The organism is Campylobacter devanensis (assembly GCF_002139915.1).
In the GTDB taxonomy this organism is placed as follows: domain Bacteria; phylum Campylobacterota; class Campylobacteria; order Campylobacterales; family Campylobacteraceae; genus Campylobacter; species Campylobacter devanensis.
The window spans coordinates 132213-144652 of sequence record NZ_CP018788.1 but is presented as its reverse complement, the minus strand read 5'-3'; the positions used below and the strand labels follow the sequence as shown (position 1 = coordinate 144652).

The 12440-nt window shown below is 32.5% G+C and carries 10 protein-coding genes; 5 read left to right on the top strand and 5 right to left on the bottom strand.

The window, feature by feature from the left end:
* The first annotated feature begins 243 nt into the window (after window positions 1–243).
* The 4 genes from CIGN_RS00765 (at window position 244) to CIGN_RS00750 (ending at window position 5583) form a co-directional block, all read left to right on the top strand.
* The gene (locus CIGN_RS00765) at window positions 244–1635 is read left to right on the top strand and encodes a cation:dicarboxylate symporter family transporter (protein ID WP_086224972.1); all 1392 of its coding nucleotides are present in this window, start codon (window positions 244–246) and stop codon (window positions 1633–1635) included.
* A gap of 225 nt (window positions 1636–1860) precedes the next feature.
* A complete protein-coding gene (locus tag CIGN_RS00760; RefSeq protein ID WP_086301968.1) occupies window positions 1861–3036 on the top strand; it encodes a glutathionylspermidine synthase family protein in 1176 nt (391 codons plus the stop codon).
* The gene (locus CIGN_RS00755; RefSeq protein ID WP_086228380.1) at window positions 3033–3578 is read left to right on the top strand and encodes a UbiX family flavin prenyltransferase; all 546 of its coding nucleotides are present in this window, start codon (window positions 3033–3035) and stop codon (window positions 3576–3578) included. The genes CIGN_RS00760 and CIGN_RS00755 overlap by 4 nt, the downstream gene beginning before the upstream one ends.
* The gene (locus tag CIGN_RS00750) at window positions 3571–5583 is read left to right on the top strand and encodes a motility associated factor glycosyltransferase family protein (protein WP_086301967.1); all 2013 of its coding nucleotides are present in this window, start codon (window positions 3571–3573) and stop codon (window positions 5581–5583) included. The genes CIGN_RS00755 and CIGN_RS00750 overlap by 8 nt, the downstream gene beginning before the upstream one ends.
* Window positions 5584–5719: 136 nt before the next feature.
* Here the strand turns inward: CIGN_RS00750 and CIGN_RS00745 are convergent, their stop codons facing one another.
* The 4 genes from CIGN_RS00745 to CIGN_RS00730 are packed head-to-tail and all read right to left on the bottom strand — an operon-like array spanning window position 5720 to window position 9733.
* A complete protein-coding gene (locus tag CIGN_RS00745) occupies window positions 5720–6634 on the bottom strand; it encodes a glycosyltransferase family 2 protein (RefSeq protein WP_143297678.1) in 915 nt (304 codons plus the stop codon).
* Window positions 6627–7754, bottom strand: coding sequence for a glycosyltransferase family 4 protein (locus CIGN_RS00740; protein ID WP_086301965.1), 1128 nt, complete (start codon window positions 7752–7754; stop codon window positions 6627–6629). Before CIGN_RS00740 ends, CIGN_RS00745 begins: the two co-directional genes overlap by 8 nt.
* On the bottom strand, window positions 7751–8803 hold the full coding sequence (locus CIGN_RS00735; protein ID WP_086233499.1) for a glycosyltransferase family 2 protein: 1053 nt from the start codon (window positions 8801–8803) through the stop codon (window positions 7751–7753). Before CIGN_RS00735 ends, CIGN_RS00740 begins: the two co-directional genes overlap by 4 nt.
* A gap of 9 nt (window positions 8804–8812) precedes the next feature.
* Window positions 8813–9733 carry a glycosyltransferase family 2 protein gene (locus tag CIGN_RS00730; protein WP_187692243.1) on the bottom strand — a complete coding sequence of 307 codons (921 nt, stop codon included), beginning with the start codon at window positions 9731–9733 and terminating at the stop codon, window positions 8813–8815.
* A 91-nt stretch (window positions 9734–9824) separates the two neighbouring features.
* On the opposite strand from CIGN_RS00730, the gene CIGN_RS00725 reads away from it, so the two are divergent.
* The gene (locus tag CIGN_RS00725; protein ID WP_086301963.1) at window positions 9825–11117 is read left to right on the top strand and encodes a glycosyltransferase family 8 protein; all 1293 of its coding nucleotides are present in this window, start codon (window positions 9825–9827) and stop codon (window positions 11115–11117) included.
* Between the two features lie 126 nt (window positions 11118–11243).
* Here the strand turns inward: CIGN_RS00725 and CIGN_RS00720 are convergent, their stop codons facing one another.
* The gene (locus tag CIGN_RS00720) at window positions 11244–12437 is read right to left on the bottom strand and encodes a CsgG/HfaB family protein (protein ID WP_086301962.1); all 1194 of its coding nucleotides are present in this window, start codon (window positions 12435–12437) and stop codon (window positions 11244–11246) included.
* Window positions 12438–12440 lie beyond the last annotated feature (3 nt).

Sequence of the window (12440 nt, the reverse complement as noted above, 5' to 3'; positions counted from 1 at the left end):
AAAATTAGCTAAAAAATATTTATAATATTGCTATTAAACTCATTTTTTGGTGATTTCATATGAAATTTCAGATTATACCACAGAGATTGGCCTATGGCTTTAAAGACATAGATAATAAATTATTTTGATTTGTAATGCGATATTGATTTTTACGATGATATAGTTATATCTGAAATTCACCTTGATTTCTTGCTAAATTTAAGTTTTATTGTGCTAGAATTTTCTATTTTTTAAGGTTTTAGTATGCTTGGAGTGTTTAAAAATCTTGCATTTTGGGTTGTTTTAGCAATAGTGCTTGGTATTTTCGTAGGTTATTTTTTTCCGCAAATTGGCATTGATAGTAAATTTGGAATTGACTATTTTATCATGATTTTAAAGTGGATGGTAGGGCCCATTATCTTTCTTACTATTATTGCTGGCATTGTGGGTTTAGAGAGCTTGAAAGACCTTGGAAGTATAGGTTTAAAGGGCTTTATATACTTTGAAGTAGTTAGCACGGTGGCTTTGGCTGTTGGTATTTTAGGTTCGCTATTATTAGAGCCTGGTGTAGGAATGCATTTAGATGCTAACTCCTTTGATCCTAGTAGCGTAGAGAAATTCTCTGGGGTCTCAAAAGATGTAGGCTCGATCTGGTCGATACTAGCAAACGCAGTGCCAAAAACTCCGCTTTTTGCCTATGATGATTTAAGTACGCTTAGCGGATTTGGCTTTGTTTTAGGTGTGTTTAAAAATGCCCTTTTAGCCCTAAGTATCGTTATCACCCCATTTATCAAAGCTAATACACTTCAAGTGCTTTTCATGGCTTTAATTTCAGCAATTGCGTTAAGCTTCGCACCAAAGAAAATTAAAGATTTTTTCATAAAACCTATTGAAAAAGCCCAACACTGGGTGCTAAAAATCCTTAGTATTTTTATGTGGCTTAGCCCTTTAGCGGCGTATTGTGCGATGGCCTATCTCATCGGTAAATTTGGGATTGAGAGTCTCATTGGTATGCTAAGTCTGCTTGGGACTATGCTAGTATCGTGTTTGATATTTATCTTTGTTGTGCTTGGCGTGATTTGCTACTTAGCTAAGGTAAATATATTTAAATTTATGCGCTTTATCGCAAAAGAGGTGCTAGTTGTCTTCGCTACTAGCTCAAGCGAAGTCGCCTTAGCTCCACTTATGAAAAAGCTAGAAAGTGCCGGAATTCACAAAGGCTGCGTCGGCGTAATCACCCCTTTTGGCTACTCTTTTAACCTAGATTGTACAAATATTTATCTATCATCTTGCGTTATATTTTTGGCTCAAGCTTTTGATATAGAGCTTAGTTTTTCACATTTGCTTAGTATTTTACTGATTTTAATGGTTACTAGTAAGGGCGCTGTGGGCGTAACGGGATCTGGATTTGTGGTGTTAGCTGGGACGCTTGGTTCTATGCATGATGTCATACCTGTGGTAACTGTGACGGTGCTACTTGGGGTTGATAAATTTATGAGTGAGATGCGTGCGGTGGGAAATCTCTGTGGCAATGCAGTCGCTTGTCTAATCGTAGGAATCTGGGATAAAAAAATTGATAGAAATAAGTTTAATTATGCTATAAATCACCCTGATGAGTTTGACTTTGAGAGACTTGAGATAAAAAAGAGAGCCTAAATTTAGCAAAATTAAATATTATTATCTAAATTCAGTAAATTTTATATAAAATTTAGATTTAATATAAAAATAAGTAAAATATTTGATTGTTGCTACAAATTACCACACTTTTTAGACTCCTTACAATGATAAAAAACTATAGTAAAATCATTTATAAAATATAGCTCAAATTTAATTTATTAAAATATAATAAGCATTTAAAATCAATCTATTAAAAGGACAAAAGTGAAGCTTAAAAAAATTAAACCACTTGATAATGGATATTTAGAGAGTATCGGATTTGGCTGGCATACCGATCTTGATGGTAGCAGATATATATCTAATGAGCTAGTAAGCATAACCCAAGATGAAGCCGAGGCCTTTTATGAAGCGACAAATGAGCTATATGATATGTATGTAGCGGCTGCTGAGTATGTTATTAATAATGATCTATTCCATGAGCTTGGGATTCCATTTAATCTAGTTGATACTATTAAAGCTAGCTGGGAAAATGATGTTCATTGGCATATTTATGGTAGATTTGATTTAGCTGGTGGCGTAGATGGTAAGCCTATTAAATTAATTGAATTTAACGCCGATACGCCTACGAGTCTTTTTGAAACAGCAATAATCCAATGGGCAATGCTTAAATTTAACAATCTTGATGAAGCAGCTCAGTTTAATGATGTATATGAGGCTTTAGTAGAGAATTTCAAACGCCTTGTAACGCTTCAAGAAGATACTAGCGCATTTGATGAATATTATGAAGGTTGGAAGATTCTCTTTAGCTCTATAGCCGGAAGTGTTGAAGATGAAAATACTACAAGATTGCTAGAATCTGCAGCTAGAGATGCTGGATTTGAGTGTGATTTTGCCTTTGCTAGCGAAGTGAGCTTTGATGATGAAAATGGGATATTTTGGAATGAGCAAAACTGGGAGTATTGGTTTAAACTAATTCCATGGGAGATGATTGCTATTGATGAGAGCGACCTAGCACTAATCATAAAAAACATAATCAAAAACCAAAAGGCTATAATCTTAAATCCAGCCTATACTTTATTATTTCAAAGTAAAGGAATTATGAAAATTTTATGGGATTTATATCCTAATCATCCGCTACTTCTAGAATCAAGCTTTGAGCCATTAAAGGGTAAAAAACAGGTCAAAAAGCCATTTTTAGCCAGAGAGGGTGCAAATGTATCTATAATAAATAGCGATGGTAGCATAGAGATACAAAATGATGGAGAGTATGCAAGTGGCAAATTTTTATATCAAGAGTTTGCTGATTTTGCTAAAGATGAAAACGGCGATAGCTATCAAGCTGGAATGTTTTTTGCCTTTGAAGGGTGCGCTCTAGGCTTTAGAAAAGGTAAAGATATAATAGATAATTACTCTAAATTCGTAGGACATATAATAGAGTGAAGCTAATAGTAGCAATCAGCGGAGCCAGTGGCGCTCACCTTGGAATCAAGCTAGCAAATAATGCAAATTCTCTAGGCGTAGATACTAACCTAATTATAACTCAAAACGCTACACTATCTATGCAAAAAGAGAATTTAAGCCAAAAAATTGATAGCAAAATTCAAATTTATGATATAAATGATATTAGCGCAGCTCCAGCTAGCGGCTCAGCGATGTTTGATGCTATGATAGTTGCGCCTTGTTCTATAAATACTTTAGCTAAAATCAGCTGCGGTATTAGCGATAATCTTCTTTTAAGAGCAGCTGCAGTAATGCTAAAAGAGCGCAAAAATTTAGTCCTAGCTGTGCGTGAAACACCATTAAATGCTATATCATTACGCCAGATGGCCGAACTTGCTAGTATTGGCGTTGGGATTGTTCCACCAATTTTAGGATATTACACTCAGCCTAGCAGCATTGATGAGGCTGAAAATTTCATAATAGCTAAATGGCTAGATAGCTTAAAAATCAAACACAATCTAATAAGGCGATGGAATGGATAATATATTTAATAAAAATTACAACCACCAAGTTGACCCAAATGCAGTTAAAGAGTTTCACCAAGCAATCGATAAAGATATAAGAGCAAATGGCGGAACAACACTATTTATAAATAATATAATTGCCCTTTGTCAGATAAATTTCAACCTAGCAAAGGCAGTTTATGACTTAAAAAGCAATAGTAAATTTGATGTATTTGCTGGTAAAAGTAGCCTAGATATCAATATAATCAACACTCACACTAAAGAGCCACTTTATAGCGGCTCGCCAGCATCTCATACTAACGATATGCTAAACAAATTTAAAAAAGAGTATTCTCTTTATCCATCGCTATTTTTCTATGGTCTTGGTAATGGCAACTTCTACAAAGCCCTACTAGAAAATAAAAATCATAAAAAAATTATAGTATTTGAGCCTGAGATTGAGATATTTTTTATAGTACTTCATCTAAATGATTTTAGCAAAGATATGCGTGAGAATCGCTTTGTGCCACTTTGTACTAGCTACTTAAATGAGTCATATCTACATATAATTTGTGGCTCAAAAGATGTTATTTATAATGTTCGAAGTTATAACTTTCATATCTATAATGATTACTATGCTAAAAATTATGAATCTAGCGCAAATGCTATAAATAAAAGCCTACTAAACACCCAGCTTTTAGGTATCAAATCAGCCGGAACTTCAGCCGAAGATACCCTTATAGGGATGAAGCATGTCGTAGCAAATATGCCGCATTTTTATGCCAATTATAGCCTAAAAGATGTTTTAAATCTAAATACTAACCGCAATAAAACCGCCATCATAGTCTCTACTGGACCTAGTCTAACTAAGCAGCTTGAGCTTTTAAGAGAGGTTGCGCCATATGCTATTCTTATCGCTGCTGATGCTTCATATCCGATATTAAAGCTTAATAACCTTAAGCCAGATTTTGTTACTACAATGGAGAGAATTGTTGAAAGTGGTGAATTTTTTAATTCTAAAGCGAGTGAATTTGATAATGGTATAACCTTTGTAGCTAGTTCACTTATTCATCCAAATACCATCGGACTTTTAAAAGGTAGAAATGCAGTTTTTGCTCATAAGCCACTTAAATTTGAGTACGCCCTAGGCGAGGATAGTAAAAACTATATGTGTAAAGGTCCTAGTACAGCGCATTTTGCATTTGATTTGGCTATAGAACTAGGCTGTAAACAAATCATATTTATCGGGCAAGATTTAGCAATGGCAAGCGATGGTACCACACATGCTAAGGGAATGGTATTTGGCGAGACCTCACCTACTATCGCCTCTAAAGAGTATACACCAAATATCACAACCGTGCTAGGCTACGGCGGCAAAACGCAGGTAAAATCCACTAAAACCTGGGATCTTTTTAGAAACTATTTTGAAGCGATGATTGATGCTTTAAATGCCTATACAGATGTAAAAGTATATAATGCTACTGAGGGCGGCTCTAGGATTAAAGGAGCTATTGAGATGCCTTTTGGTGAGCTTGTAAGCCAATTAATAGGTGCTGGAGTTAAAAAAGAGCTGATAAAACCAGAGCCTATTTCACCTAAACTTAGCCAACAAAAACTAAGCGAACAAAGAGCAATAATAGAAAATTTCATCAAAGTTGGCAAGGATAGACAAGCATTAATTACTGAACTATTTAAGAAAATTAGCAAGCTAGTAGAGAGTGCCGATAGAGATTTAGCCGCTAACAAGGAGCCACGATATGCTAAATTTTATGAGTTAAAAGATAGAATCGAGCGACTAAAGGCGACACTACAGAGTGATAAAGTCTTTAATGATGTCTATATGTATACCGCATATAACTTTTGTATTCATCAAGAGCTAGAATTTATGGCGCTAATGGTAAAACCTGAAAATAATAAAGGCGATCGTGATAAGAAAATTTTTGAATATGTACGCCAGCATGGGTATTACTTTTTTAGCTTGGCTGGAATGGTAGAAACTACGATTGATACGCTACAAAATGCATTAGATGGGTGGGAGGTTTAGGGCTTTAATCTCACTATCTAACTTATTATGTAGTAGTTTTTACTATATAGTTTTAGCTTATTTGTCAGATTGCCATCGCTACAAGTAAATAAAATGAGCATAATAATCTTTAATCAAAGCATTATGTTAATAAGTATTAAACTCCAAATTTAACTCTTAGTCTTCGTTTAAATCTAAAATATTTATCATAAATTTTAAAAACTATTTTATTTATTTTGCAATACATTAGCCTATCACAATATTCATAGTATTTTAAATTTTCAACAAATACTTTAGCAATTTTGCTATTAAATTTATATTTTTTTGAAATTGCTTTTATTTTATGAATAACAAAAACTCTATCTTTTGAATTTCTGCTAATTATTTCATCATTTTTACTTCTAGTTGTTGAATTCTCGTTTTGACGATAGTAATACAAAATATCACAAATATGACAAAATTTATTAGATAAATTCCACAGCACAAAACTCATCAAGGCATCCTCAGCCATCGTAATCCTACATTTAAGATCTAAAATTTCAAAAGCTTTTAAATAGATATCCCTTTTTATCAATATAAAAGCCAAATTCCATCTCGGATAGCCTTTTTGTCTATACATATAATTAGCATACTCTTCTAAAGATTCAAAGCTATCATTTTCTAAAATTTTATCGAATATAGTAGTATTGCCATTTTCATAATTATAAGCACTAAATTGCACTATATCATACCCCCCCCCATCTTTGATAGCATTATAAGCTATCTCACAAGCCCTTAAATCCAAAAAATCATCAGAATCTAAAAATACCAAATACTCGCCATTAGCTGCTAAAACAGCGTTATTTCTACTAGTAAATGGCCCTTGATTGTAGCTATTTTTAATAATCTTTATTCTATTATCATTTTTAGCATACTCTTTGGCGATATCCATGCTTTTATCACTTCCACAATCATCTACTATGATAATCTCTATATCTTTTAAACTTTGATTTATGGCTGAGTCTAAGCATTGGCTGATATATTTTTCTACATTATAAACTGGAATTATGATTGATACTTTTGGGTTAGGCATTATTTTTAATCCTTTCAAACAGCTCCATCCACTGCTTCATCACGACTTCTTTGCTAAATTTATTTTTGACTATCTCTTTGCTTTTTGCTCCCATTTTAGCTCTTAAGCTCTCATCTTGCATTAATATTTTTAGTTTATTAGCATATTCATCTAGATTATTATCTTCTATTAGATATCCACTTTTTTCTTCTTCTATTATATCGCTTGGGCCAGTTGCAATATCAAAGGCTATGGTTGGCAAGGCATAAGACCCCGCCTCTATAAGAACCATAGGAAGACCTTCAAAGTGGCTTGCCATAGCATATATACTAGCGCTTAGATACTCACTCTCTACATCTTTAGTAAATGGTTTTAAGATTATAGAGTTAGATAAATTTAGATTTTCTATCTTAGTTTTTATCTGCTCTTTTAGATCGCCATCACCTACAATGTGTAGCTTCCAATCATTAAATTCCCCACTATCTTGGATTAACTTCCATATATCGATTAAGCGTAGGAAGCCTTTTTGATCCGTATTTGCCATACGCCCCATAGAAAGTACGACTTTTTGAGAGTAATTGGTGTTTAAATTTGAGATATTTGGAATGAAATTTGGGATTATATAAAAATTAGAATTTGGGTATTTTGTTTTAAATTTATTAATATCATGATTAGATAATAAAACAATATTTTTATAAATATTTAGATCTATTTGCCATTTTTCATAAGCATCAAAAGAATTATGTACGACCTTAATAATTTTATCTTGCATTTTTTTAAATATTTTAGTCAAACTGTTATCAAAATGAGTATGACATATTATAAAATCCGGATTAAATTCATTTATTGCTTGCTTAAACACGGCTCTTTTTTTGATTGCATTCCATTTTTTTATAGGCATTATTAATCTTTTTATCTCGTGTAAAATCTTTGCTAATCCTTTAGGTTTTGCATTTTCTTTAATAAATCTAATTACAACTTCTTGGTGATATTCATAAGGACATTGCTTACTAAGTGCAATACTAAAAACCATCACTTCATATCCACTAGCAATTAAAGAATTACTAAAATTGCATATAACTCTCTCAGCACCACCTCCATAACTAATATCATCGTATATCATCAATATTTTATTTTTCATTCAACCCCCAAACTCCACTTTAACCTATTAAATCTATATATAATTTTATTCTTTATTTTAATTAGTTTTTTATCATATGGGTTATTTAAATTTAGCATTAATTTTAAATGTTGTTTTTTAATTTTTTTATCTTTATTTAATGAGCCATCAAATTTATCTAAATAATATTTAGACGTTCTGACAAACTCCTCCTTATAGTTAGTTAAAGATAGCTTAGAATCTATAGCACCGCATATAAAACTATAAAAATCAATTTTTAATTCATTCATTAAATTCTGCTCTATTAAGAAATTTTCTATTAAATCAAAAGTTTTAAAAATATCAAAAGTTCTTTTGCTTTTTGCACTAGATGTCATTATAGAGCCTTCTCTAATACGGTAATAATATAAAGCTTCATCTAAAAATGCGATTCTTTTAGCTAGTATTAAGGATTTGATATGCGGATATATATCTTCAAAAAGTAAATTTTGCGGATAGAATTCTTCATTTTTCCATAGATAATTTATTAAAAATTCATATGAATACAAATGACAATATGCCATACAACAACTAGAAAATAAAACTGATTTAATTTCATCAAAACTGCATACATCATTTTTTCTAATCTTATAACATTTATTTGTATACCAAGGATCTTTTTTATCTATTTTATTAGTTGCTTCAATATATCGCGCAACCTCCATTATGCATATATCTGAATTTGACTCTTGTGATTTATTATATAATTTTTCTAAAGCTTGAATATCTAGCCAATCATCTGAATCTGCAAAATAGATATATTTAGGATTTATATTGCTATCTATTAGATATTTTATACCTGAATTTCTAGCCGCACCAAGTCCGCCATTTATCTTATCTACGATATGAATTCTACTATCGTTTTTAGCATACTCTTTTAAAATTTCTAAACTAGAATCAGTTGAACCATCATTTATACAGATTATTGCTATATCTTTTAAAGTTTGATTAATTACTGAGTCTAGGCACTCTCTTAAATATTTTTCTACATTATATACAGGGATTATTATTGATACTTTTGGATTAGACATTATTTTCCTTTAAATCCCAAATTTAACTCTTAATTTGCGTCTAATCACAAACCACCTACCCTCTATAAAAGCCCCAATCTTATCCATCGGTCCAAATTTGCCCTCTTTGATTTTCAATCTCCTTTTAAGGATATCGCACTCATGTATGCCAAGTGATATATAGAGCTTTTGCCATCTCTTATCGCATTGATTTTTTGATGCGAATTCTCTCATCTTGGCAATTGCTACTTCAAAGCTATCTATACAATTTTTTAAATTTTCTATACTTTTGTCATTGGTGCTTGAGCTTGGATTATATCTATAATAATAGAGCATATCAGATATGAAATTTAGCCTTTGGCAATTATGATAAATCACAAACATAGCTAGCACATCCTCAGCCATTATAAGTCTTGCATTAACACTCATTAAAAAATCCAAATTCGCTTGATAGATATCCCTTTTAATCAGTCTACCCCAGATATTCCAAGATATATTTTTACTTCTAAAAAGCCAACTACCAAATTCATTCCCACTATCAAAGCTAGATCTCTCAAACTCGCTAAACACACTAGCGCTATTATTATTCCAATAATAACTCCCAAATGTAACTATATCATAATACCCATCTTTAGTGGCATTATAAGCTATCTCACAAGCCCTTAAATCCAAAAAATCATCAGAATCTAAAAATACCAAATACTCGCCATTAGCTGCTAAAACAGCGTTATTTCTACTAGTAAATGGCCCTTGATTGTAGCTATTTTTAATAATCTTTATTCTATTATCATTTTTAGCATACTCTTTGGCGATATCCATGCTTTTATCACTTCCACAATCATCTACTATGATAATCTCTATATCTTTTAAACTTTGATTTATTGCTGAGTCTAAGCATTGGCTGATATATTTTTCTACATTATAAACTGGTATTATTATAGATATTTTCACACTATTCAAGACAAATCTCCAAACACCAAAACCTCTAAAATTACCATATTTTGCTATAATTTGGCGCAATTATACATAAAAAAGGCTTAAAATGTTCCATATAGTATTTAGCGCAGATGAAAATTATATCAAATACACAGCAGTGCTTATAAATAGCATTATCAAAAATACAAATTTAAATCTAAATTTCAAAGATTTTTGTCAAAAACCTACCCCGCAAATGCCACCTAATAGCTCATTTAGTAGCTATGAAAATTTAAATTTCGATGATTTAAGCGCTGAAAATAGAGCTGAAGGCTATGTATTTCACATATTAAGCGACCAAATCTCCACCGCCACACAAAATAAGCTAAAAGCCCTAGAAAAGAGCCTTAATGAGATTTACCCTTGCTTGATTGTCACTCATATTTTAAATGATGATGAGTTTAGTGATTTTCCAGTTTCTGGGGCAGCACATAGCAACTTTTTGCCTTATTACCGATTAAAACTCAAAAACTATCTCAACCCAAGCGTGGATAGATGCTTATATCTAGATTCCGATATGCTCTGCCTTTGCGACTTAAGGGAGCTTTTTGCTATTGATTTAAAAGAGAGTATCCTAGCTGCTATCAATGACCCCGGAAGCAAAAAACGAAAGATCAAATTCAAACAAAATAACAATATAATCACCCATAAATTTACAAATGACTACTTCAATTCTGGATTTTTACTCATCAACACAAAGGCTTATATAGAGAATAAAATAGAACAAAAATGCCAATCCCTAGCCCAAAATGCCACCTATATAAAAGCCGCCGATCAAGATCTATTAAACGCTACAATACCAGCAAATAAGCTCTTAAAGCTACCTATTAGCTATAATTTTTCATCTATTAGCTTCTGTTTTGCGATCTGTAAAGATGAGCAAAATCACCGCCTTAACTGCTCTAGGGCTGAGTTTATGCAAAGCTATAAAGAGCCGAAAATCATCCATTATGGCGAAAAGCCTTGGCGGTTTTTAAAAAGCTATACCGATAGCCAAAATCGAAATATCAATGATATTTGGTGGGAGTATGCTGCTAGCACACCAGAGTTTAAAGATGAGCTGATGGCTATGAGAAATGATATAAATGAGTATAAGGTTTTTGCTACTTTAGGCTTTGAGATTTTAAAAGCTTTAAAAAGCGTTTTTGGCTATTTTGTGATAAAAAATTTAATAGATAAACCACTAGATAATCTAAATTTAAATAGCGAAATTCCAGATGATATTTTCGGGCTTTGCTGTATTTTAGGAGAGATGATAATATACGCTAGAAAACATCAAAAGAGCCCTTTAAGCGTCTTGCTAAAAGCTTATAAAATGAAAACGACATTTACCAAATACAACACAAAAAATTTTCTATAAGCTAAATTCAAAATAGAGCCAAATTCCGCACAATTGCGTAAATTCGCAAAGTATTAACTTCAAATTCTCAACTTTGCGAATTTTTTAATACTCAATTTTTTAAATTCGCAAAGTTTGTAAAATAGCTTAAAATCCCAAATTCACGCCGCCGCCATCATTTAATTGGTAGTTTGCATCACGACCTTCGCTATATCCTGGGCCAGAACCACCGCCTAATGGACGACAAATGTAGCCTTCTTTCATTTGGCCATCTATGATTTTAGCATAGCTTAGCTTTGGTGTAGCTCTTGTTATCTCGACTTCTCCTACTTTGCTCTCTACTCTCATATCGCTTGTACTTTGTTTGGTGTAACTATCTTTTAGAGCTTTGCCTTGAGAAAAGCACTCAAATCTCTCGCCTACATTTAAATTTTGTGTAAATACCACTTCTTGTCCATTTACATTAGCGATTTTTAATGGATAAATAGCATTTAATATATCGCTTGTGATTTTATCAGCGATTTTTTTGAATGCCGCTTCATTTGATTTTAGATCATCTTTTACGCTTACACTCATTGTAAGAGTATTGCTATATTTTACCTCCCTAGTGGCAAATAAAATCACTTGATAATCCACTGCAAATTCCGCTTTTGTGATATTTTGGCCAGTTAGATTACTCTGTTTTGTTCTAGCTTGTGCGGCCTTAATATCAAAAATCATAAGATAATCACTACCAAGAACATTTTTAAGCTTATAAATCTCATCTCTTTTGGTATCGCCGCTATCTATTAAGGCCTTTTCCATCTCATAATATCCACCATTATCTCTATCAAGGATATTAAATTTTCTTGATTTAGTTAAATTTGAGATTATATGAGTTTTTAGGTTTTCGCCAAGCCCTCTAGTATCTCCATAACTAGCATTAAATACCGCTAAGCTTCTTCTTTGCTTATTATCTAGACCTGGGGCTTTGTAGCTTTTGGTGGTTTTTGAGTTTTTTATCTCGACTACTGCTACCCACTTGCCTGTGCTATCTTGATTAGTGCTGATAATCTCATAGCTATCGGCTCTGCCTTTTGTGGCTTTGCTGATATCATTTGAATAGGCATCTACGATATTTGAGCCGCTATTATCGCTTATCGCTTGTGTATTTGATTTTTTTATAGAGTTTATATTCACCCCGTTAATCTTACCAATAGCTTCTATAATAGCGTTATTTATAGCCTCTTCTCTTGTAAGGCCATGACCTTCTCCCATAGCTGTTTTAGTGCTAGTGTGAGTTAGAACCTCAGCATTTAAAGCGCAAGCCAAAAAAGCAAATATAAATAGATATTTTTTCATACT

Excerpts from the sequence above, each read along its gene's own strand:
- CIGN_RS00765 (WP_086224972.1), top strand. The coding sequence starts at position 244 with ATGCTTGGAGTGTTTAAAAATCTTGCATTTTGGGTTGTTTTAGCAATA.
- CIGN_RS00740 (WP_086301965.1), bottom strand. The coding sequence starts at position 7,754 with ATGAAAAATAAAATATTGATGATATACGATGATATTAGTTATGGAGGT.
- CIGN_RS00735 (WP_086233499.1), bottom strand. The coding sequence starts at position 8,803 with ATGTCTAATCCAAAAGTATCAATAATAATCCCTGTATATAATGTAGAA.
- CIGN_RS00720 (WP_086301962.1), bottom strand. The coding sequence starts at position 12,437 with ATGAAAAAATATCTATTTATATTTGCTTTTTTGGCTTGCGCTTTAAAT.
- CIGN_RS00750 (WP_086301967.1), top strand. The coding sequence starts at position 3,571 with ATGGATAATATATTTAATAAAAATTACAACCACCAAGTTGACCCAAAT.
- CIGN_RS00745 (WP_143297678.1), bottom strand. The coding sequence starts at position 6,634 with ATGCCTAACCCAAAAGTATCAATCATAATTCCAGTTTATAATGTAGAA.
- CIGN_RS00725 (WP_086301963.1), top strand. The coding sequence starts at position 9,825 with ATGTTCCATATAGTATTTAGCGCAGATGAAAATTATATCAAATACACA.